The sequence below is a fragment of the Streptomyces sp. NPDC055966 genome, assembly GCF_042269865.1.
In the GTDB taxonomy this organism is placed as follows: Bacteria; Actinomycetota; Actinomycetes; order Streptomycetales; family Streptomycetaceae; genus Streptomyces.
On sequence record NZ_JBHJYK010000007.1, the window covers coordinates 196577 to 219099 of the forward strand.

The 22523-nt window shown below is 68.9% G+C and carries 17 protein-coding genes and 4 pseudogenes; 13 read left to right on the forward strand and 8 right to left on the reverse strand.

Annotated features, from left to right (window positions below; genetic code table 11):
• Positions 1-129 precede the first annotated feature (129 nt).
• The 3 genes and pseudogenes from ACFC8N_RS17215 to ACFC8N_RS17225 form a co-directional block, all read right to left on the reverse strand.
• Positions 130-1335: a cytochrome P450 gene (locus tag ACFC8N_RS17215; RefSeq protein WP_376288780.1), complete on the reverse strand. Its 1206-nt coding sequence runs from the start codon at positions 1333-1335 to the stop codon at positions 130-132.
• 57 nt (positions 1336-1392) lie between these two features.
• Positions 1393-2754, reverse strand: a pseudogene (locus tag ACFC8N_RS17220) (NAD(P)/FAD-dependent oxidoreductase); the annotation flags it as partial.
• The gene (locus ACFC8N_RS17225; protein WP_376288781.1) at positions 2751-2978 is read right to left on the reverse strand and encodes a ferredoxin; all 228 of its coding nucleotides are present in this window, start codon (positions 2976-2978) and stop codon (positions 2751-2753) included. The gene ACFC8N_RS17225 and the pseudogene ACFC8N_RS17220, both read right to left, overlap by 4 nt.
• Before the next feature lie 477 nt (positions 2979-3455).
• Here ACFC8N_RS17225 and ACFC8N_RS17230 point away from each other — a divergent pair, with 477 nt between their 5' ends.
• Complete coding sequence (locus ACFC8N_RS17230) at positions 3456-4013, forward strand: GNAT family N-acetyltransferase (protein WP_376288643.1); 558 nt, start codon at positions 3456-3458, stop codon at positions 4011-4013.
• Between the two features lie 96 nt (positions 4014-4109).
• Here ACFC8N_RS17230 and ACFC8N_RS17235 read toward each other — a convergent pair whose 3' ends face one another.
• Positions 4110-4994, reverse strand: coding sequence for a cytochrome P450 (locus ACFC8N_RS17235; RefSeq protein WP_356038761.1), 885 nt, complete (start codon positions 4992-4994; stop codon positions 4110-4112).
• Between the two features lie 733 nt (positions 4995-5727).
• Here ACFC8N_RS17235 and ACFC8N_RS17240 point away from each other — a divergent pair.
• Positions 5728-5988: pseudogene (locus ACFC8N_RS17240) on the forward strand (helix-turn-helix domain-containing protein); the annotation flags it as partial.
• Positions 5989-6301: 313 nt separating this feature from the next.
• On the opposite strand, the gene ACFC8N_RS17245 reads toward ACFC8N_RS17240, so the two are convergent.
• Complete coding sequence (locus ACFC8N_RS17245; RefSeq protein ID WP_376288644.1) at positions 6302-6754, reverse strand: hypothetical protein; 453 nt, start codon at positions 6752-6754, stop codon at positions 6302-6304.
• A gap of 689 nt (positions 6755-7443) precedes the next feature.
• Here ACFC8N_RS17245 and ACFC8N_RS17250 point away from each other — a divergent pair.
• The 3 genes and pseudogenes from ACFC8N_RS17250 (at position 7444) to ACFC8N_RS17260 (ending at position 8608) form a co-directional block, all read left to right on the forward strand.
• On the forward strand, positions 7444-7752 hold the full coding sequence (locus ACFC8N_RS17250; protein WP_071379009.1) for a DUF3759 domain-containing protein: 309 nt from the start codon (positions 7444-7446) through the stop codon (positions 7750-7752).
• A 317-nt stretch (positions 7753-8069) separates the two neighbouring features.
• Positions 8070-8270, forward strand: a pseudogene (locus ACFC8N_RS17255) (AMP-binding protein); the annotation flags it as partial.
• 116 nt (positions 8271-8386) lie between these two features.
• Entirely contained in the window at positions 8387-8608 is a 222-nt protein-coding gene (locus ACFC8N_RS17260; protein WP_376288645.1) for a hypothetical protein, read from the forward strand.
• Between the two features lie 147 nt (positions 8609-8755).
• Here ACFC8N_RS17260 and ACFC8N_RS17265 read toward each other — a convergent pair whose 3' ends face one another.
• The 3 genes from ACFC8N_RS17265 to ACFC8N_RS17275 form a co-directional block, all read right to left on the reverse strand.
• Positions 8756-9325, reverse strand: a complete 570-nt coding sequence (locus tag ACFC8N_RS17265; RefSeq protein ID WP_376288646.1) for a hypothetical protein — start codon at positions 9323-9325, stop codon at positions 8756-8758.
• Positions 9326-9361: 36 nt separating this feature from the next.
• Positions 9362-10276 (reverse strand): zinc metalloprotease HtpX, encoded by a 915-nt coding sequence (htpX, locus tag ACFC8N_RS17270; protein ID WP_376288647.1) that lies wholly within the window; start codon positions 10274-10276, stop codon positions 9362-9364.
• 218 nt (positions 10277-10494) lie between these two features.
• Positions 10495-10908, reverse strand: coding sequence for a mechanosensitive ion channel domain-containing protein (locus tag ACFC8N_RS17275; protein WP_376288648.1), 414 nt, complete (start codon positions 10906-10908; stop codon positions 10495-10497).
• Positions 10909-11740: 832 nt separating this feature from the next.
• Here ACFC8N_RS17275 and ACFC8N_RS17280 point away from each other — a divergent pair.
• The 8 genes and pseudogenes from ACFC8N_RS17280 (at position 11741) to ACFC8N_RS17315 (ending at position 22340) form a co-directional block, all read left to right on the forward strand.
• Entirely contained in the window at positions 11741-12295 is a 555-nt protein-coding gene (locus tag ACFC8N_RS17280) for a lytic transglycosylase domain-containing protein (protein WP_376288649.1), read from the forward strand.
• Positions 12296-12315: 20 nt separating this feature from the next.
• Positions 12316-12552 (forward strand): dihydropteroate synthase, encoded by a 237-nt coding sequence (locus tag ACFC8N_RS17285; RefSeq protein WP_376288650.1) that lies wholly within the window; start codon positions 12316-12318, stop codon positions 12550-12552.
• Between the two features lie 1346 nt (positions 12553-13898).
• Entirely contained in the window at positions 13899-14531 is a 633-nt protein-coding gene (locus tag ACFC8N_RS17290; protein WP_376288651.1) for a DUF4956 domain-containing protein, read from the forward strand.
• Positions 14528-15358, forward strand: coding sequence for a polyphosphate polymerase domain-containing protein (locus ACFC8N_RS17295; protein WP_376288652.1), 831 nt, complete (start codon positions 14528-14530; stop codon positions 15356-15358). Before ACFC8N_RS17290 ends, ACFC8N_RS17295 begins: the two co-directional genes overlap by 4 nt.
• 23 nt (positions 15359-15381) lie before the next feature.
• Complete coding sequence (locus ACFC8N_RS17300; RefSeq protein WP_376288653.1) at positions 15382-15807, forward strand: hypothetical protein; 426 nt, start codon at positions 15382-15384, stop codon at positions 15805-15807.
• Positions 15808-16162: 355 nt separating this feature from the next.
• A complete protein-coding gene (locus ACFC8N_RS17305; protein ID WP_376288654.1) occupies positions 16163-16537 on the forward strand; it encodes a hypothetical protein in 375 nt (124 codons plus the stop codon).
• A 570-nt stretch (positions 16538-17107) separates the two neighbouring features.
• Positions 17108-17414, forward strand: a pseudogene (locus ACFC8N_RS17310) (alpha-hydroxy-acid oxidizing protein); the annotation flags it as partial.
• 747 nt (positions 17415-18161) lie between these two features.
• Positions 18162-22340: a S8 family serine peptidase gene (locus ACFC8N_RS17315; RefSeq protein ID WP_376288655.1), complete on the forward strand. Its 4179-nt coding sequence runs from the start codon at positions 18162-18164 to the stop codon at positions 22338-22340.
• Positions 22341-22523 lie beyond the last annotated feature (183 nt).

Consider the following 22523-nt stretch of genomic DNA (forward strand, 5'->3'; position numbering starts at 1 on the left):
TCGCCACGCTTCAGCGGTGGTCATGCGGGTCCACGGCGGCGCCAGGGACAGTGGTGGCGGGTTGCTGTGGGATGCAGAGCCGACCGGGCCATCCACGGCGCGACCTTGCAACTGTCCTCGGCTGCTGCGTCAACTGTCGCCCTGCTCGATGTCCAGATGGATCGGACCCCGAAGGACGGGGCTGGGCCGGTACGGCGGCGGGTCGGTGACCAGCCTGGGGCGGTCGAGGCGGCGTACCAGCTCGGTCAGCGCGATCTGGGTTTCCAGCCGGGCCAGCGGGCCGCCGAAACACAGGTGGATGCCGCTGCCGAACCCCAGGTGCTGGTTGTCCCGCCGATCCGGGTCGAAGCGGTCCGGATCGTGGAAGCGCTTCGGGTCGCGGCTGCCTGAGGCCAGCATCAGCATGATCTGCGAGCCCTTGGGGATGACTGTGTCGGCGACGGTGATGTCGCTGTATGCCGCCCGCCAGGGAATGATCTGCACGGGAGGCTCGTAGCGCAGCACTTCCTCGACCAGCGGTACGACGAGGGCCGGTTCGTCGCGTAGGCGTTGCAGCACCCGCGGGTGGCGCAGCAGCGTCAGCATGCCGTTGGCGATGAGGTTGACGATGGTCTCATGGCCGGCGATGAGGAGCAGTTTGGCGGTGGCGACGATCTCGGCGTCGGCCATCCGGCCATCGGGCTCGTCGTCGTTGGCCAGCCGTGACAGCAGGCCGTCTCCCGGCCGGCCGCGGCGCTGTTCCACCAACTCGCCGAGGCACTGGAGCAAGTCCTTGCGGGCCTGTACGCCCTTGTCCCGTCTCTCCTTCGGGTCGGTCTTCGGGTCGTAGTCGACCGCGTTCATGATGTCGTTCACCCAGAGGTGGAACCTCGGCTCGTCCTCGCGTGGCACGCCGAGCAGGTGGCAGGTCACGGTTACGGGGAACGTGAAGGCGAAATCGTCGACGATGTCGATGCGCTCCTTGCCCGCCAGATCGTCGATCAGACTGCCGACGGTGGCAGTCAGGAAGTCTTCGAGTCCGGTCACCAGCCCAGGCGTGTGCGGGGGGCCGAATTGGCGCATCGCCATACGCCGCAGGCGATCGTGCTCGGGCGAGTCCATGTGGATGAACGACGACGTGGCCGCTCCCTCGACTGAGGGCATCGCATGCGACAGATTGCGCACGTCGGAACTCAGATGCGGGTCATTCAGCGTGTCCGTGATCTCGCGGTAGGTGCTGATGACGTAGCTGCCGTCTTCCTGCCGAGCCACGGGCGTCTTGCGCAGCTCGGCATACAGCGGGTACGGGTTGGCCCGGGCGGAGTAGTCGAAGATCCGTTGCAGCGTTCCGGGCATCCCGGTCGTGGTCGTCTGGCCTTCCTCCTGCCGGAACCGGCGCACGGCCGTGGCGCAGCGCTCCCCGGGGTCATGGCTTGTGACGGCCACCGTGGCGTCCTGCGCGAGCAGGGCGGGGCCGGGAAAGTCGACGGGCACCGGTTTCATATCGGCTGGCTGGTCCGGAGTGGGGCAGGGGGGCGGGAACGGTGCGGCCGTCTCGATCAACCGTCGGTAGTGGTCGAGCCACTTGCCGTTGTTGAAGCTCACGGCAGCCGTGACACGGCCCCGATAGCCGTATGCGGTGACGAAACGGTGGTCGTCCAGCGATCCCTGGGTGACTGCCACCTCGTCGGCGAAGGTCGGCAGGCCGACGGACTTGATGTTGACGCCGAACTGGATCGACCAGAACAGCGGGATGGACAGGTGGGACCGACGGTCCGCCTGGGCGCTGACCATGTTGTGTGCCGCGACCTCGGCCTGCTCCACGGCGTTGGCCCAGTGCTCCAGTGCGATGAGCCGGTATCCGCAGATGGGGTTCGGGCAACATGCCACGTCGCCCGCGGCGAAGACGTCATCGGTGACGCGGCCATTGACGTCGAGGGCGCGGCAGCCCGTGTCACAGGTGATTCCCCACACGCCCGCAGCCAGTCCCGACCCCCGCAACCACTCGGTGTTGCGGATGCTCCCGAGTGCCACCACCGCCACATCGGCGTCGACCGTACTGCCGTCGTCGAAATGCGCACGCCGAAACCGTCCCTGCGCGTCGCCCTCCAGCTGGGCGACCTTGACACCGCAGCGCAGGTCCACACCGTGAGCGCGCTGCATGTCGGCCGCAACCTCGCCGATCACGGCGCCGAACGCCCCGACCAGCGGGGCGGGCGCGAGTTCGGCGACGGTCACCGGGATGTCCCGTTCGCGGCAGACGGAGGCGATCTCGGAGCCGGTGAATCCCGCACCGATGACCAGCACACGGGAGGGCCCGGCGGCGAGGGCCCGCTGCAGGCTCTCGGCATGCTCGCGTGTACGCACGACGAACACCCCGTCCAGCGCCGCCTCGGACTCGACGGACCACGGCCGGGCCCGTACCCCAGTGGAGATCAGCACCCGGTCGAAGGGAACCTCGCGTCCGTCGGCGAGACGCACGTGGTTCGTCGCAAGGTTCAGCCCGCTTGCGGGCACACCCAGCAGCCACTCCGCGTCGATGCCACGACGGCGGGGCAAAGCGGTGCCCCCGGCCGGCACCCACCCGGTCAGTACCTGCTTGGACAGGGGAGGCCGGTCGTAGGGCTCGCCCAACTCGTCACCGATCATGGTCAGCGAACCGGTGAAACCCTCGTCCCGCAGAGCCTCCGCAGCCCGCAGCCCCGCCAGCGATGCCCCGACGACCACGATGCGGCCCTCGCGCCTGAACGCCTGCAGATCACCGGCACTGGTCATGACGGCCACGCCTCCGCCGGTGCGTGCCACGCCCCCAGCCGGTCGACCAGAATGGCCTGGACCGGGCAGGCCGCCGCGGCGCGCAGCACCTGGTCACGCCAGGCGTCATCCGGGCTCGGGTCGTACATCAGCGCTTCCTCACCGTGCATCCGGAACACCTCCGGAGCCAGGAACGCGCACTGCGCATACCCCTCACATCGGGAAAGATCAACGACAACTTTCACCCCGACCTCCACAGGAAGTGGGAGCTGCAGACCCTCAAGCCGGCGCCACTCCTGCGCGCAACCACGGAGGATGGCCGCTGCCCCACCCCTGCGAAGTGCGAGGGGATACACCACACTCGCCGGGTCTCCAGGGAATGAATTGATCATCACGGCAAGGCGATCGGCGCCCGGCCAGGGACGTATCCCTGGCTGCGTCTGCATTTTGGATATATAAGCGGCGCTGTCTTGGATTGCCGTTTCGACGGAAACTGTGTGGCACGGTGCGCCGGTATAACGTCAGAAAATCAGCGTAACAGCGGCACCGATACCGGCGACTCCAGCATTGATCGATCAGATGGAGCAGGTCAGCGATCCGGCCCTGCACTTCGCCAGCTGCCGGGGGCGCTCGCCCAAGGTCAGTAGAAATCAAGCACGGCAGGCAGCACCTGCCTGTGTGCCTCTCAGCCTCGCGCGCACAGCAGTGTGATCAAATAGGGCATGGCATCGTCCTGGACCGGTAATCGGGTACGCCTTCGCGCTATCGAGCCCGACGACTGGACGGCGTTCATGCGCTTCGCCGAGGATGACGGGCGGCGAGGGAGCCGCCTGGATCTGCCGCGGTCCGCCGAGAGCTACCGTGCCTGGGCGAAGGAGCAAGCCGTCGCCAAGTGCGATGACGACCGCTTCCGATTGGCAGTCGAAGCGACGGCCACGGGAGAGCTCGTTGGCACAGTCGGCTCGCATCGCACCGGCCCTCGTTCCGGCTGGTTCGAGTTCGATGTCACGATCGACGCTGACCACCGGCGCAAGGGCTACGCGGCAGAAGCCGTAGTGCTGCTGCTGCGCTTCATGTTCGCCGAGCGGCGCTATCACAAATGCCTGGCAGCGGTCCTCGCCCACAACGAGGCATCGCTGGCACTTTTCCGTCGGCTCGGCTTCACCGAGGAGGGGCGCTTACGGGAACACGTTTTCTTCGCCGGCCGGCACCACGACCTCGTCATGATGGGCATGCTCGCAGGCGAATTCGACCAGCGACACACGATGAGCGAACCATGAGCAGGTCGTCCAGGCGTGTGCGGAACGGCACTGTTACTTGATCAACGTGCACTGTTCGCTGGTGGAGGCGTCCTGCTACCGAACGCAGGACTGACCTCAGCCGCGCAAGGTCGCGCGCAGGCGCAAGCCGACAGTTGCGAGACCTTCGAGGGTGGTGACCTGGTAGCTGGCTTCCGGTCCCGGCGGCTCGCTCAAGTGGTAGCAGCGGGCGGTCTGCGCAGTCAGGAGCGTCAGCATCGCCATGGCCAGAGCGGCCCCCTCGCAGCCATGCGGGCCGGTACCGAAAGAGAGGAAGACCCCGGGTTTCGCCGGCGAGCCCGAATCATCGAGCCAGCGCTCGGGCCGGAACTGGTCCGGCTCGGGATATTCCCGTGCGTCGCGGTGGGCGGTGTAGGGGCAGATGAGAACGGTGGATCCGGCGTCGATGGTGTAGTCGGCGAGTTGAGTCTGTCGCGGGGCGCGCCGGGTCAGTAGCCAGCTCGGGGGGTACAGCCGGAGAACCTCATGTACCAGTGCCTGGGTGTATTGCAGGCTGCCGAGGTGGGTGCTGGTCGTCGCGGCCGGGTCCGCTGGCAGCGAGGCGGCTTCAGCCGCGACGCGGTTCGCTGCCTGGGGGTGCCGGGCCAGGTGGAGCAGGATCCATCCGGCTGCCCGGGAAGGGGTCTCGAAGGTGGCGACGGTGATTCCGGGGAGTGTGTCGAGGATGGCTTCTTCCGGCAGTAGGCCGTAGTGGGGGGAGGGCCGGAGCATCTGTCCCAGCATGTCGTCACCGAGCCGGCCCGATGAACGACGCCGGCGGACGATGGGCCGCAAAGCGTCGGTGAAGGCGACTTGCTGCCGTGTGCGGAACCGCCGTGCCGGTGTGGGGATCCAGGGGGGCCACACCCAACGCGAGGGACGTACGAGCACCTCCCGGGCCAGGAAGAGCTGTGCGGCATAGGGCAGCAGGGTGGGAGCGTCTTCGGAGAAGAGGTAGCTCACGCCGATCTCTGCCAGGGCATGCCGGACCGGGGGCAGAATCTCGACGTCCTGGCCCGTGGGCCACTGGTCAGCAAATCGGGCAGTCTGGGGCGCAATCTCACCGATCCGGGCTGCAACCGCCTGCGCACGCAGTCCGCGCCTGCGGGCGGCGCGAGCGTGCGCACGCTCCTCGGGTGTCGGTGCCCCGCTCGACCGCTTCAACGGCGGGAAGAGAGGCGAGGATGCCTTGGGGAAATCCTGCGCGTGGCGCAGGACCGCTTCACACGGCCCGGCCGCAGCGGCTACGTAGACACCCGGCTCCAGCTGCCAGACGTCCCCACACTCTTCAGCCCCACGGCGCGCCAACGCCAGCCGGTCGCGGCTCCAGGCCGCAAAGCTGCCTCCGGGCAACCGCGGCGGCTCATTCCTTCGGCCCATGAGATCGTCCCTGGCTCTCGTACCTATCCAGGCCGATATCGACGGCAGCGTAGGGGACTGGCGGACGCCCAAGGGCGCCCGCCCACAGTGCGGTCCGTCCTAGTCGTCGCCGGCGTACGCAACCCATTCGTGGGCCCCATACGCACCGTAGTGGCGGGTGAAGGACAGCTTGCCGAGCAGCTTGGCGATCATGATGCGCTCCTCTCGCCTGTCTTCAGCGCCAAACGCCACATATGACATATTGCCACGCACGCGACATCAACGATATGGGTCATATTTCTGCACCGGTCGCGCGCATTCGAAGAAGAGCAGTGGGATAGGGAGCAAGGACTCTCGACGACGGCCGAACCAGCGTTCAGCCGCCGCCGACACACCCACCACGCTGCTGGCCTGGCATCGGCAACTCATCGCCTGGAAGTGGACGTTTCCTCAGCACCGCAGCCCCGGCAGGCCCTCCACCGCACCCGCCGTCAAACAACTCATCTTGCGACTGGCGAAGGAGAACCACTCCTGGAGCCACCGCCGGATGCAAGGCGAGCTCGCCCGCCTTGGCTACCCGATCGCTCCATCCACGGTCGGCCCATCCGCGCCTTGCCCTTGACGCGGGTTTCGCCCGCCGAGCCTGCCTCGACCAGGCCAAGACAGGATGACCACTTCGGCTGGGCGCGCGGACCGCGCCCGGGCACCCCTTCGAGGTCCTTGCGCGCCGCTCCGGTAGGCAGTGCTGTGACTCCTTTCTGTGTGGCCCCCACCCGGATCCGCTCCTGGACCGCGGCAGGACATGGTCGCTTCGGATGACGCGACAGCGGGGCTGGACAAGGTCAACCCTGCCCAGCCCCGCTTCGGGGCCGAACGCGCCGTGATCGGCTGCGGACCCGCATCAGCTCACGTCAGCTGACCTTCACGGTGACGGGCGAGGAGTGGAAGGTGCCGGACTTGGTCGCCACCCGCACCTGCTCCGTACCCTTGTTGGTGAATGTCCGCCTGATCGTGTAAGTGCCGTTCTTGTTGACGGCCGCCGTGGTCCTCAACGTGGTCCACTTGCCGTTGCGCATGCGCTGGAGCACCAGCGTGGAACCGGCCTTGATGCCCCTGACTCGGCCCGTGAACACCACGGTGTTGCCCACCTTGACGGCCTTGCGGTTGGCCGAGACGGTGATCGAACCCGCCGCGGTCGGCGTCCGCGACGGCTTCATGCTCGGCATGCCGGTACGGGTCACGGAGGGCTTGGGGGTCGGCGTCCCGGTCGCGGCGACGGCACCGGCCGTACCGGTCGACAGCAGGGCGGCGGACAGAGCACCGGCGGCGAGCGCACGGGCGTGGCGGCTTCGGGTCACGCTCATTGTGGGTCTCCTGGCTTCGTAGGAGTTCCCCCCTGGGAGCGAGTCAGCCATTCGGGCGGCTCGCGAAACCAGGCTGGCCCAAGCACGGCGGACCGGCATGCCGAAGCGAGTACGTCAGCCGTTGAAACGCCCGTCGCTTCCCATAAAGCCGCAGGTCAGGCAACGCGATCTCCCACCAGCCGCGGCTATCTCACTTTTACCACGCATCACTGAAATGGCGTAACTGAGTTACATAGAGTAACCACCGTGGAGTTGCTGGGATGGCCGACCTCCTGATCATGTAGCCCGGATCGAAGTCCCGCCGTACGTGCCGTCCGCACCCCTCTGTGACAGCGTGGCGCAGGACTTGAGCCGCTCAGTCGTCCATGTGGTGACGCAGCCAACTCGTTCAGCGAAGCGCACGTCGGTTGCCCGGTCGCTCACGGCATCCACGCCTGAATCAACGTTGAACCCTGCCAGGCGGCCACCGCCGCAAGGGAACTCGTCCAAGCGAACGCGTCATCCCTTCGGCGGAGATCGGTCAGGGCAATAGCCTGCCTGGACCGCACCTGTGCCGCAGTGCGTGCCGGTCGCTGGAGGCCACCCGTTCGGGGGTGTTTGCCGGGCGGGGGTCGGCCGCGCCGAGTTTTTCTGGTGTGGTGCCCGTCCGGCAGGCAAGAGACCGGTCGGGCCCTAGACGAGGAGAAACCGTGTCTCAGCACAGCATCAGGCAGTACAAGGACGCCCACACCGTCATCTACGGCGGCACCGGCCTGGACCGCAACGTCACCGAGGAGCAGGCCGGCCACGCGGCTGCCTGGGAGGCTACCCGGAAGCTGAAGGAGTCCGGGCAGCCGATCGACAACCAGAGCCTGACCAACACCCTGGAGGCACTGGCGCGCCAGCAGGCCGAACGGCTCATGACCGACCTCGGCCTGGACCACCTTGACGAACAGCAGGTCAAGCGCCACGCGGCGGCCGCAGCGGCGCGCATCGCCCCGGAGTTCGCCACCGCCTGACCGCATCGGCTCGCCCCCTCCGGTTCTCCCTCACCGGAGGGGGCCACCGTCAACCTCCCCATGTTGTGAGGCACAGCGGAACCTGGCGCCACTGGCATGCTTCGGAACTGCATTCCAGGGGACACCACACGACCTTTGACACCAACGCGTCGCCGTCGCCCCGGACCGGGACGGCACCTGCCCGGCAGTAGGCAACCTGAATCGCTTCTTCGAGGACTCCTGCAACCGGACCCCGCACGCCGTCGCCCTCGAATGCGGAGAGCAGCGGGCTGACCTATGTCGAACTGGACGCCCGGGCCAACCAGATCACCCACCGGCTGCGTGGTCTCGGCCTCGGCTCGGACAGTAGTGTGGCGCTGCTCTTGCCGAGGCCGGTCGAGATGTACGCGAGCCTGCTCGGCGTGTGCAAAGCGGGCGCGGCGTTCGTACCGGTCGACCCGGCGGCGCCCGTCGACCGGGTGGACTTCATCCTCCGAGATGCCGGCGTCGATGCCCTGCTCACCACCTCCGCCCTGGCATCCGGCGCACCGTGCCCGGTCATCGAGATCGACGGATGCGTCGAGGAGTGGACGCTGCTGCCGTCCACACGGCCGCCTGAAGACGCCGAGAGGTGCGGGCCCGCTGGCGTACATTCATGTACACCTCGGACTCGAACGGCAGGCCCAAGGGGGCGGAGATCGCCCGGTCCAGCATCCGCAACTTCCTGCGGGTCGTCGGCCCGGTCTACGACATGCGGCCCGGCGACCGCGTCTACCAGGACATGACCATCTCCTTCGACTTCTCCATCGAGGAGATCTGGCCCCCTGGGCCGCTGGCGCCACCGTCATCGCCGGCCCGACGGACTCGGCACGGCTGAGGGCCGGGCTCGCTGACTTCCTGGACCCGCGCGAGGCACAGCCATAACAGCCTCCTCTGCCACCAGGCCGGTCTTGACCAGCGCATCAGGCGCGGAGCGCCAGCCGTTTCCACCGCGCCAGACCCACGCGGCCCTGGGCGCGGGATGTCACAGCCCCGGCGCACTCCAGAGCGGGAACCACCGGCCGAGATCCTGTTCGACCCGCAGGTCGTTGCCGATCACCGTCTTCACCTGGAGCTCCATCGCGTTGTCGCGTTTTTCACCTGGCAGTGGCGAGAACGGGTAGAAGGTTCCCCGCTTGTACAAGTACACGAGCGCGAGCCTGCGGCCCTCCGGGTTGGCGAAAGCGACCAGAGAGCACAGCAGTTGCGGGCCGAAGCCGTTGTCCTGCAGGGCGGTGTTCACCGCGTGCAGGTCGTTGACAAGGGAGACGATGTCGTCCGGCGACTGTCGGGAGAGCAGCCAGGTGTAGCCGTAGCTGTCGCGGCTGATCTCGACCGGGGTGCCCTGGTCGGCGTTGAGCAGCGCCTGAACGTCCTGCTGGACCTGGGCGAAAGCGCCGCCCTCTGCGGCAGCGAAGCACACCGAGCCAAGGCCGGTCGGAGTGAAGCCGGCTGCAGCCTGGAGGGTGATCACGGCGGAGGGCAGGCCGAAGAGCTGGTCGAGGTCAGGGCTGACGGGCTTGGTGCGGCCGAGCAGCGCGTCGAGAAAGCCCATGGCGGAGCTGTTCCTTCCTGGTCAGGGCATCGGGCATCAGCGGCCCAGCTCGGCGGAGATGCGGCCGAGCTGGTCGAGCCGCTGCTCCAGCGTCGGGTGGGTGGAGAGCAGATTGCCCGCGCTCTGCCGCGCGGAGAAAGCCGGGGCGAAGTAGAAGGCGTTGAACGGCTCGGCCTGGCGCAGGTCCCGCGTCGGGATCGCGCCCATCGCGCCGGTGACCTTGGTGAGCGCCGAGGCCAGCGCGGAGGGGCGGCCGGTGAGCAGCGCCGCCGAGCGGTCGGCGGACAGCTCGCGATAGCGCGACAGCAGGCGCGTCAGCAGGAAGCTGACCGCGTAGACGACGGCGCTGACCGCGATCACCACCAGCAGGGCCAGGCCCTCGTCGTCACGCTCGTCGCGGCGGTCACCGAACCCGCCCCACAAACCAAACTGAAGGCCCACCCGTGTAAGGAAGCCGGCCATCACGCCGAGGAACCCGGCGATCGTCATCACGGCAACGTCCTTGTGCGCGACGTGCGAGAGCTCGTGCGCGAGCACGCCCTCCAGCTCCTCCGGCTCCAGCCGGCGCAGCAGGCCGGTCGTGGCGCAGATCACGGCGTTGTTCGCATTGCGGCCGGTCGCGAATGCGTTCGGGACATCGCTGTCGGCGACGGCGACACGGGGCTTGGGCATGTCGGCCAGGGCACAGAGACGATCGACCGCGCCGTGCAGTTCCGGGTACTCCTGCTCGGTGACCTCACGAGCGCCCATGCTGAACGTGGCGATCTTGTCGCTGAACCAGAACTGCGCGATGAAAATGCCACCCGCGATGACGGCCACCAGCGGCCAGGCACCGCGTAGCAGCACGAGCAGCGCCCCGACAAAGACCACGTAGAGCAAGCCGATCATAAACATGGTGGCCACCATGCGGCTGGTCAGGCCCCGGTCCGGCGCGAATCTCGTCCCGCTCATCGCCCATGCTCCACTTCTGTTCGGACCCCCGCTGGATCCCACTGTGGTGACGTTCGACAAGCCCCGGACGTTCCCATGCGGCGTGGCCGACGTGAGGATCTCGGATGTGCCGGAGGGCAGCTGCGGCAGCAGGGGTGCCCTTTCCTGTATAGCCGCCGGAACGCGATCGGAGAGAACCCACCGAAAGCGGTCGGCCGACTACGGCCTCCCGTCAGCTGTCACCGCGCGACAGCCTCGCGAGCGGGTGGGCCGATGGCCCCGCCGAGCACAGCGTTGTTGGGCAGCAACACCTGACCGTCCTCCGTATGGAGTTGGACGAACAACAGGGTCATGTCCGTCACCTCGCCCTCGATCCGGCCTCCGAGGGGTCCGGACTGAATGCTGATCCGCTCACCGATCGCGAAAGGGTGCGAGACGAGCAGTACCAGACCAGCGCAGATATTGCCGAGGACCGGCTGCGCGGCGATCCCGAGGATCACTCCAGTCAGCGCGCCGCCCAGCAGGAGCTTTTCCCACGGCACTCGGATCAGGCTGAGGGCGCCGAGGATGACCAGGGCATAGCCGCAAAGCAGGCAGATGACCCGCAGCGCGGCCGACCGGCTGTCGCTGATCCGCCCGGTCAGAAGCTTCACCAGATGCCTTCGTGCTCCGGCGTCCACTCGTCGGTGGTCTGCATACAGACGTGGTGTGCGAGGCGGCCCGGGTCTACGGCGCAGGGGCCGAATATCCGCCAGGGCGCTCGGCACTCTGAGGACGACGCGGCCCTCGGCCTGGGTGCCCAGGCTCGACACCTGGCGACCCGGCAAGCAGGCAGAGGCCGACGCTCAGGAAGAATGGGGCGGTTATCCCCCGGCGCGTGTCGTGCTCATCTTCGAAGGTTTCCGGATCAGCCCCTCCCGATGGCCCGGAGTGCGGCTGCCGTTCGGCCATGGCCTCCTCACCGCATCCGCGGGCGTTGCCAGGGCCGGGAACGGGTGCTGTCCTGCAGCGTGTGTGCCTCGCTGCTGCTGTCCGGCCGGGCGGCGCCTGGCCCGGCAAGCCGGTGAAGCACCTTTGCGCAGCCTCACGTCACACAGGTGATCCGGACAGCGTCCGCTAAAGGTCTCTGTCTTGAGGGCCGTCCGGGCCGGAGCCCTCAGATCTGCGGCGCTGGTGCAGGTATCGCGGCGGCCGAGGCGGGTTCCCTCGTGTGGCGATCCCCCCACGCACCTGCTCGTTTGCGTGATCTTGCAACTAATGTGACGCCCTACGCGTCCTACCCGTCATCGACAGAGCACCCGACGACCGACCGGACGGACTGGGCACGTGCAAGAGCAGCAAGCCGGAGCGACCGACAGCGGCGAGGTGTGGCGGCAAGGTCAGCAGCCCGCACATCTCGACCGGGGGGTGTCGTCGCCCGCCACGACGTACCGATTTTCTCCGGCGGATGTAGAAACCAGGCGCTCCGGCCGCCGAGGGTGTCTGGTGGGTCTGGCCCTCGCAGCCGTCCTCGTCATCGCCGCTGCCCTCGGTGCCCTCTGGTGGCTGACCCGACCGCCCGCACTGCCCACCATTCCCGGTCAGTATCTGGCGACCGTTCAGTCAGCCACCAAGACCTGCCCGGAGCTGAGCGTTCCGATGCTGGCCGCGCAACTCGACGCGGAGAGCCACTGGAATCCGAAGGCGAACTCCGGCAAAGCCCAGGGCATCGCGCAGTTCCAACCCTCGACCTGGGCGGAGTGGGGCAAGGACTACACCGGCGACGGCCGGGCCGACGTGTGGAACCCACAAGACGCCATCCCGGCCCAGGGCGCCTACATGTGCCACCTGTTCAAGGAGGTCAAGGGCGTCCCCGGCGACCCCACCCAGCTCGCACTCGCCGCGTACAACGCCGGCCCCAACGCGGTACTCAAGGCCCAGGGCATCCCACAGATCCCCGAGACACAGAACTACGTCAACCGGATCGAGACACTGATCCCGAAGTACACCCAGACCTACGCCAAGCAGATCAGCGCGTCGCCCAACCCTCCGGGCGACTGAAGCCCCCTGCTCCCAGTCAGATGATCAACGACCCCGGACTGGGCATCGTCACGAGAACCCGGGCGGACGACCGGGTTCTGCTGGCCGGGCTCGACGCCTGGCGACGGCTGTGCCGTCCGCTCCTGGTCGCGGCCTCCCGCAAGCGATTCCTGGACACGCTGCCGGCGGACCCGGCGACCGGCGCACCCCGACCGCCACGCGCCCGGGACAGGGCGACCGCCGACGCATCCGCGATCGCCGCCGCCCAGGGAGCCTGAGCCGTCCGGGTGCACGAGGTACGGGCCACGGCCGACGCGGTCCGCATCGAGGCCGCGATCAGAACGGCCAGGACACCGGAGCCCGGCTCGGACCTGTGAGCGAGAGCGGCGTGGGCGAGGTGCATGGACCACCTCAGTCGGGAGCGGAACGGCGAACAGTGCCGCCCGTGCGGAGCAGACATCCGATGCGGTTGATCGGTCAAGCGGTGTCGGGGAAGGCGGTCTGCTCGTCGTAGCCCCGGCCCGCCGGCAGGGACAGCACGGCGTCGGCGGGATGGACGTTGCCCGCGCCCCGGCCTCGGTGGGCGCGACCCGGGTGACCCGGACCATCCCGAACACGGTGGCCGGCCAGCGCGCGTGTCCGGTCTCCCGCCAGGGCCGCACACGGCCTTCCGGCCCCACCACGACCGGGCCGCCACCGGAACGAACCTGTTCCTCCTCTCGCACCGCGCGCAGCTCGAGGCGGCCCTGCAGCAGCAGGCGAAGCAGTTCCCGCCCGGCCGTCCAGGTATTCCTCCAGTTCAGTGTGGGTCCAGGTGCCCGCATCGCTGCCTGACAGCGAGGTGGTCAGCAGCTCGAAGGCGCTGAGGGAGCGGCAAAGGGGTCAGCGGCGGCATCAGTGTCGTACGGTGTCAGCTTCAAGGCTCTTCCCGTCCAGCATCGTTTGGGTCGCGCCTTCGAATGTAGGCGCGGAAGAGCCCTACTGTTGACGGGAGTTGGGCGAAGCACCGCCCCGACTGGGGGCCAAAGTGAACAGGCCCCGGGACATCCTCGTCCAGCCAGCCCCCGCTCCACCAGCCGCTTCAACTTCGCCCGCGTGGCCTCGATCTTCCCGGTCTCGACCGGCAGCCCGATCCTCGGCACGATCTGCTTGGCGCGGACCGGCCCCGGCGCCTCCGCCACCACCTCCACGATGTCCTGATACACCCTCGACAGGATCTCCGGCCCCATCCCGGACTGCCAGTTCGGCACGGTCAGCACTCCGATGACCTGCCGCTCGGCCCCTGCATACGCCGACGCCACCGGCTCAGCCACGGTTGGCCGGTGGGGATCGACCGCGTCCGCGCTTCTCTGGCACCAACTCCACCAGCACTTCGGCGACCGTCTCCCGCGCGATCCGGAGACGCTCCAATCCCTCCCGGGTCAACTCCAGTCGAAGGCGGTCGGCAAGAGAGGCGAACGCGACAGGAGGTGTGCACTTCCGGTCAATTGGTGCCGAAGGCCATCAAGGAGGCGCATCGTTTCTCCACAAGCGAATACATGTTCGCCATGCGTTCACCTACCGTCTGTCTCTCGTTCCGGTCTTTCGGGGCCTTCCGGCCTCGGTACTTACAGGGAGTGCAGTCATGGAGTCGTTACGGCATCTCGCTGCCCACCTCGGGCTCGACCTCGCCGCCGTCGGCGTGCTGACCTTCGCCATCTACTATCCGCGCCACCGCCGGCGCGACCTCGTGCCGGCCTATCTCGCCCTGAACACCGGCCTCTTCACCGTCGTCACCGCCCTCGCCGAGGTGCGCAGCGGCGGGGCGGCCCTGGGCTTCGGCCTCTTCGGCGTGCTCTCGATCGTGCGACTCCGCTCCGACGCCGTGCAGCACGAAGAAGTCGCCTACTACTTCACCACCCTTGTCCTCGGCCTGCTCTGCGGACTGCCGAGGCTGCCGTTCGCGCTCACCGGCGGGCTGTGCGCCACCCTCCTCCTCATCGTCTGGGCGGCCGACAGCCCCCGCCTCCTGGCCGACACCCGGCGCGCCGTCGTCACTCTCGACACCGTCCACGAGGACCCGGCCGCGCTCCGCACCGACCTCGCACGGCGCCTGGGTGAGCCCCTCCACTGGACGGTCATGGAAGTCGACTTCGTCCGGGACCTCACCGTCGTCGACGTCCGCTACCGCGAGAGCACAGCGGCCCCGGCTGACCGGGGCCCCGTGCCCGCCGCCGGACCCGCCCACCGGACCACACCCACCTGGGAAAGCGCATGACCACCGCATCGGTCCGCTCCGCCGCTGCGGTCCGCGCCATCAGCGACGCCGCCCACGGCGCCGGCCCGATCTCGCTCGACGAGCTCAACGAACGGGCGGCTCTCCTCGCGCGTTTCGACCACAGCTACCTGGTGCCCGCGAACACCTTCCTGCGCATCGTCGGCCGGCTCACCGACCCGCACCGGCCCGGCGGCCCCTTCCGCGCCCTCGCCATAGACGGCCGACGTGCCTTCCGATACCACTCCGTCTACTACGACACCCCCGAGCTCCGCTCCTTCCACGACCACCGGCAGGGCCGCCGGCTCCGCTTCAAGATCCGGGAACGGGTCTACACAGACACGGGTGAGCGGCAGTTCGAGATCAAGCTCAAGGGGCCGCGCGGCGACACCGTCAAACGCCGCCGTCCGTTGACCGGAGCGGCCACCCCGCTCGACCCCGACTGCCGGGGGTTCCTCGCCGACACCCTGCGCACCGCGTACGGCATCGGCGCCCCGGCAGCCCTCGAACCGTCCTTGTGCACCGACTACATTCGCGCCACCTTCGTGGCCGACGGCGAGCGCATCACCTGCGACGCGGCACTGGTCTGCGACGACATGCGCACTGGGCGCACCGTGCGGTGCACGGACGACCTCGTTCTCGTCGAGACCAAGACCACCGGGCATCTCACCGAGGCGGACCGCCTGTTGCACGCCCACGGGATACGCCCCGCCGTCTTCACCAAGTACTGCAGCGCCTACGCCGCACTGCGACCCGCGCTCCCCGCCAGCCGGTGGCGCCGCGCCTCCCGCCGTGCTTTCGGTGAGGTGGCCCCGGAGCCGGAGCGTTGAACGGCCGGTGAAAGCCCGGTGGCATGACGAGCCCGCAGCCGGGACAGCCCTGCGGCCGGGAGGCGATGTGCGTCCTCCCGGCCGGACACCGGGGCCCTGTCGCGCGATCTTCGCTCGTGGGCGCGCCCGGTGTGGCATGGCTGGCCCAGGCGGCCGGCTGCCGCTGCCGCCACGGTCACACCAGCACCACCCGCCCCGACCCCGGCCGCATGCCCAACACCTACGTCCGCGAAGACCACGTTCTGCCACATCTGCCGGCCCTGCGCCTCCGTCTCACCAGCCGTCTGGATCCTCCCGGGTCGGCGTCCGTCAGCCGTGACGCGGTGCAACCCACACCCGCCCAGGCGATCGCCCACCTCCGCAGCGAGGAGATCATCCTGACCTACGACCCAGCGGCCAGGACCCTGACCGCGAACACACCCCAGGCAGAAGAGATCACCATCAGCTGACCAAAGCCCAGCGACAATCCGGCGAAGGCAGAGAAGCCGAACCGAAACGACGAACACCCGCCCCGGCCGGGAGCCGAAAGCGGGTGCCAATACCCCCTGCCCAAGAACAGGGCGTCGTGGGGCAACTCTCTCTGTGTCCGAGGGGCGAGTTGACGGCTGCCGATACGGGCGTCGTGGCTCAAGGCAGACTCGGCCACCGAGACCTCTTTCAGCCCACGCCGACAACCGGCTGGGCCCCCTCCTCCGTACCCGGAAGCCTGCAGCACTCCGCCCCAATCGCCTCGTCCGGCCTCGGCACCCTCAGTCACGGCAGACGCTCTGCATCTCCTTCGCCGGAAGCGGATACGAATCGCGCATGCAGCACAACAGCGCGCGCCTGAAGGCAGCGTGGATCTGCCTTCTCATCGTCGGTATCGGCATCCTGATCTTCGGTGTCGTCGCCGCGGTCGCACCGTGGGCCGGCGACGAGCAACTCATGCGGGCCGACGGTGCGGCCGCGATCGGCATGGGCCTGTTCGGTGTACTGATCACCCTCTTACCGTTCCGCTGCGGGGAACGGTGGGCGTGGTACGCACAGTGGTACTACCCGGCCTTCTGGATCGCCCACTTGGCGGGAGGGCTGCCGCCGGGCAAGGACCATGTCCACCAAGTGGTGTTCATCGTTCTGTCGCTCGCCGGGCTGCTGCTACCCGTTCGCGTCTTCTTACCCCGCGCCACGACCACCGCCTGACCTGGGCGCCCGTCAGTGTTCGTGCGTGCTCAAGCCGATGAACGGGACCGAGGGCGTAGTCGCGGTGTTCTGCTTGTTGTTCGGCGACGAGGTAGTGAGGAGGCGAGCGGTTGGTCAGCCTGCTGGTGAGGGGCCCGTGGGCAGATGTTCACAGCACTGGTCGGCGCCGACCGTCACAAGGGTCGTCGTCTCAGCCGGTGGCGGCCCGAGGTCGGCGCTGCAGGCCGGCGAGGTGCCAGGTGATCGGGGCCACCGACAGTCAACGGTCGCACGCGGAGACTCACCCACCACCGAGGATGCGCACCTGAGTGGGCAGCATGCAGGCGTTGCGTCTGGGCAGTGACCCCAATTCACTCGTTCCGGCAAGCACCGCACTGCTGCACTGACCTCGTGGCCATACGAGTCGCGCCAAGGCCTGTGGCTGCTGCCTTCGTCCCCATCATGCTGCCGAGCCAGGGGACCGACAACCGGTGGGGTCGCCCGCGCCGTGCTCAGGAGCGAGGCCCCAACCGACAATGGCCGGGGCCCAGTCGCATCCGGCTAGCCGAGCGTGCCGCCGAACTGGCCTGCGGCCGCCAGGCCAAGGGCGGCCTGCCCGCCCTCGACGCCCTACCTGCCGTGGTCGAGGCGCCGACGGCCTGCCCGTCGTGTTCGACTCCGGCGTCCGCACGGGAGCAGACATCATCCAGGCCCTCGCCCTCGGTGCCACAGCCGCATGCGTCGGCCGACCTACGCCTACGGCCTGGCCCTCGACGGGACGGACGGCATCGTGCACGTCCTGCGCTCCCTGCTTGCCGAAGCCGACCTCGTCGTGGCCGTCAACGGTTACCCCGCTCCGGCCGACTGTGCGCCCGACGCCCTCCGCCGCATCCGCTGATGCGAGACGATCCGTACTTCCGGTGACGTCTGGCTCGAAAGGCGGACCCTCGGAAACTCGAGCTCGACCCGTGTCGTTGCGGTCACTCCGACTCCACCGTCGCCCGGGCGGAGCCGACTCTCCGGAGGCAGACCGGCTGGTCGCCCCCGCTTCACGTGGCACGGCAGAGGCGGATGATGCGGCACCCCGCTCAGGTCGGCCTCTTCGCTGCCCGACGCCATGAAGCAAGCACGCAGGTTCCGTTCGGGGGCGCTGACAGCTTGTCACGGCCAGCCATGGACGGCCGCCCCTCATGGCGTGTGCTGAGCCCCTGGCACCCGCAGACTGGTCGGCTCTGCGGCATGGGAAAGCGTGATGATGTCGCAGGCAACCGGGGTGGCCCGCCGAGAGCGCGGCGGGCTGCGGCTGCCGAACGTCGGCGGGCACGATCAGGGCGTGTATCCGCCGGACGGTGCGTCGTGACCCAAAAGAGGGCCGGCGCACCCCGACCACCGGCTGCGCGCAGTGAAACGCCCTGACTGCCATCAGCTACCGACACCACGTCGACAACACCGGCTCAAAGCCGGTAAATGCCGTGGAGCTTCGCCGTCTCGGTGGCGACTTCCTGCCGGTTGGCAGAAGTACGCCACCCTGCTCATCTTGTGGCGGCTTTTCCAGGTTGAAAGATTCCCCGCAGCGTGGGCGCTGTTCGGGGGCAGCGCCTTGTCTTTGCTTTCCCCGAGTTCGCTTGTAAGAAGTGGAGTGCCCATGAAACGGCGGAGACGAGCGTTCGCTCGCGGCCTCGCCATAGCCAGTGCGGCCGTACTGCTCGCCGCACCCGAGCAGTTCGCGTCGGCCGCCGGAGCGAAGACCTCTGCGATCGATTCCGGTGCGAGAGGTACGGCTTCGGTGGGCGCGTTGCCCGGCATACCCGGGTCCTCGGCGCTCGGTCCGTGGCGCTCGTTCCAGCAGCCCGTGCCCGCGCAGTCGGCGAAGAACGGCCCGCACCAGGTCCTTGTGGTGCTCGACCCGGCCACCCACGTGACCGGCAAGTCGCTGGGCAAGCAGCGCAGTTTGCAAGTCCGCACCCCGCTGACCTCGGACACCGCGGTCAACTCCGCACTCCACCGGGCCCACGCCGTCTCCATGCGGCCGCTGGTGCCGGGGCTCACCGCCGCCCAGGCCCGGCAGCTGCACTCAGCCGCCCAGGCGAAGCTGGGGTCCGCGGCGATCGACCTGTCCGAGGTCCAGGTCGTCCAACTGGCCGGCGGCGAAGCCTCGGCTGCCGCCCATGCGCTGGCCGCCGCACCCGGGGTCGTCTACGCCGAGCCCGACCGGACCGTCTCCCCCATGAACACCGGCGCCGTGCCGCTGCCCTCCTCAGTGGGGGCCACCGCAGGGAAGGCCGACTCGTCGGCGAGGGAGCAGGACAGCGGTGAGACCGGCACCGACGGTGTTCCCGGCAACGCGGCTCTCGGCACCTCACTGCAGAGCTTCCTCAACGCCGGCGGCGTCGACGCGACAGGCGCCTACAGCCTGCTGAAGCAGAAGTTCCGGCAACTGCCCGGCGCCGGTGAGACCATCACCAACGTCTCGGTGGGCGACCTCACCGACGCGTCGACGCCGAACCTGGGCCCCGCGGGGCCGACGACCATCGTCCAGAACGGCCAGCGGTACCTGGACATCCCGACGATGCCCTTGATCCCCACCTACACCGCGGACGCGACCGGCGCACTCGACCCGACCGGCTCGACCCGGGGGCAGGACTCCGCGCTGGGTGAGGTACTGCTGGACTTCTCCGTGATGGCGCCGCTTCCGCACGACCTGCAGCGTCCGGGCATGCAGGGCAGCGGGAACTCGGACCTGCTGGGCATCGCCCCGGGAGCCGACTACCGGCTCGTCGCCCCGCAGCAACCGACGTTCAGTCAGATCGCGGTGGCTCTACTGGCTGCCGCCCGGCAGCAGCCGCGGCCCGATGTGATCACCGCCAGCCTGGGCTACGGCACCGACGCTTACGGGTTCGCCGGACGCTACCTGGAGGACGACCCGGTCCAGCAGTCCGTGATCGCGTCGATCGTGCAGCAGTACGGCATCACCATGGTGGTCTCGTCGAACGACGGGACCCGGCTGTTCACCAACGCGGCCGTCGGCCCCGACGGCGGCAGCACCGCGACCGACGTGACGCGCAAGGCCGCCGACACCACCAGGATCGACGACGACCAGCTGTCGACCACTCCCAGCAAGGTCCTGGACTCCGGCGCGATCGCCGCGGGCGGCACCACGACCGACGACACACTGGCCGTGCCCCCGCAGAACGGCGCAGCCGCGTCGGGCAACGGAACCTGGGCGACCACCAGGCTCAACGGCTCCGGGATCTTCTCCTCGGGATTCGGCACCCGGGTCGACGTCTCGGCACCCAGTGACGGCATCCCCGCCTTCGAGCACCGAGGCCAGACCGCGCAGTCGGTGACGGAGGTCCTCAGCGGAGGCACTTCGGCCTCCGCACCCGAGATCGCCGCCGCCGCGGCGGTCGTCCTGCAGGCCTCCCGGCTGACCGGGCAGCACCCGTCACCCCAGGACGTGCGTGCGCTGCTGCAGCGCACCGGCCGGGCCGTGCCCACTCCGCCACAGATCGACCAGCCGCTGCACGTGGGCCCGCAGCTCGACGTCACCGCCGCGGTGCAGGCGGTCCTGGCCGAGGCGCACGGCAGCCGGGCCGACGCGGGCACACCCCGGATCGTCCGGCTCTCCGTGGCGCATCGCCAGACCATCGGCGGGCTCGGTGGCTCCTACCTGGAGGCCACCGACCCCGGGTACATCGACCTGGCCGGACCGGGCACGGGCGCCGGCGCCACCGGTGAGAGCCTGGTGGGACCGGTGACCATCGGCGCCGACGTCACCGGCCTGAGCGACCGGGACGGCGTGAGCTACGCGCTGCGCATCAAGAACCACGAGTTCACCTCCGCTGTGCCGGCGATCCGGCTCACCCCCACACAGGTGCTGGCCGCCGCCGGACTTCCGGTCGTCTCCGCGACGGACCGTCAGATCCCGCTCACCTTCGAGGTGCGCCACGGCAACGAGGTGCTGGCCTCCACCACCCACCAGCTGACCTTCGGCCCCACCGACGGCGGCTACGCCGAAGCACTCGCCCCGGAGGTCCAGCCCGTGGTCGAGGCGGGGCACTCCGTACAGGTGCGCTACGACCTGACCGGCGTGCGGAACGTCAACTCGCCCCAGCTGATCGTGTCGCAGGTCGGCCACTGGAACCCCGCGTTGGCGCCCATCTTCTCCGCCGTCCACACCGCCCCGCTGACCGGACTTCGCGGCACGGTCACCGTCCCGGCCGACGCCTTCTCCGCCGGCGGCGGCATCTACGGCATCGGTGTCCTCCAGAACCCCGCGGGCGGCGCCAAGCGCGGCCCGGTGTACGGCGAGTTCGCCTCCGTCCGGGTCGACGGCGGTGACCCGTCGCAACGCCCGGCGGCGCCGACCCTGGCTGCGAAGGGATCCGGGGAGTTCGGTCACCTGCTGGAGGTGAACCGGGCTGCGCCGCGACTCTCCGTGCACTACGACGTGTCGCGGGTCAAGGGTGCCACCGGCACGCTGCTGGAGTTCTCCGCACCCGGACCGAACATGTACAACTCCTACGACATGGTCAGCAACCAGAACGGCACCACCCGCGACCACAACGGGGTGGACAGCCCGGCGACGCTCGACCGCTCGCTCGCGGGCACGCGAGGCACGGCGGATCTCGACGCCCTCGCGCTCAAGCTCCCTTCCTCGGTCGCGTACGACCTGCGGGTGTTCGCCGTCGACCAGCACGGCAGGACAGTGGGGCAGGCTTCGCCGACGTCTCTGCTGGCCTACGACGACGGAACGGCCCCCGACGGCACGAACCTGACCGACTTCGCCATCGTCCCCGACGGCACGTCCGTCGCAGCGGTCGAAAGCCCCACCGGTGAAGGCTCGGTGTACGACTACGACGCCGCCACCGGAACCTATGGCCGCAAGCTGGCGAGCGACCCGGCGTACGGCTCCATCTACGAGGTGTTCGGCGTCGACTCCGCCCACCACGCGTTGGTCCTGCACAAGCAGACGACCACCGGCGAGCAGTGGCTCGAGACGTACGACACGAGCACCGGCGACGCGGTCGGCAGCCCCGTCCGGGTCGATGACCAGTACGTCGTGACGGGCGGGCGGGTGGACGCCAAACGCCACCGCGCAGCGGTGCTCGCCCACCGTTCGAGTGACCGGGCGGGCTTCGTCCTGCCCGTGGACACGGCAACCGGCGCCATGGGCACCCCGCTCCAGCTCGACCCCGCTCCGGACGGGAGAACGTCGTACGGCCTGCTGGACGTGGACGAGTCGACCGGCCTCTTTTCCGCGCAGAAGACCGGCACCACCATCAACTGCGTGGCATCGATCGGCTCCGGCACGGTGGCAGCGGTCAACCTGGACACCGGAACGGTCGCCCAGAGCCAAGGCGGTATCCCCTGCGCCGGGGACCTCGCCGCCGACCAGAAGGGCAACCTCTACGAAACGTGGTACCACTCCTACAGCGTCAACTTCGCCGGCACCGGATACCTCGGGCAGCTCGGCGGCGGTGACCCGGTGAACGTCGGAACGGCTCAGACGCCCCTCGCGCTCGCCGTCGACGGGGAGCACCAGCTGGCGTTGCTCGCCTTCCGGTTCCCGGACCTGAAACCCATGGGCGGCTTCCAGCAGTACGGTTTCACCGACAACAACGCCACCGGACGTATCGCCGTCGTCGACCTGAGGACAGGCAACACGGTGGGTACGGTGACCGGCGTCGCGTACCCCCTGTACGGCTCCTGGAACGGCCGGCTCGAAAACCATCGCGAGCGCGTCATGCAACTCGACCCGGCAACCCGGACCGGCTGGACGTACGCAGGCGACGGAAGCCAGATCCAGCAGTTCTCCTACTGATCCGATCCGCTTGCTCGACGACCTGGGTCCGCGGGCGCGACACCGCCCGCGGACACACGGTCTTCAAAGCTGTTGCCTTTTCGATCTTGAGCGGTGGCGGTCGAACGCGATCCCAGTCTCGTCCACAGGGGCCGGCACCTCACCGACGCGAGAGCGGGCAATGGCTCACCCTTTCCATTCCTG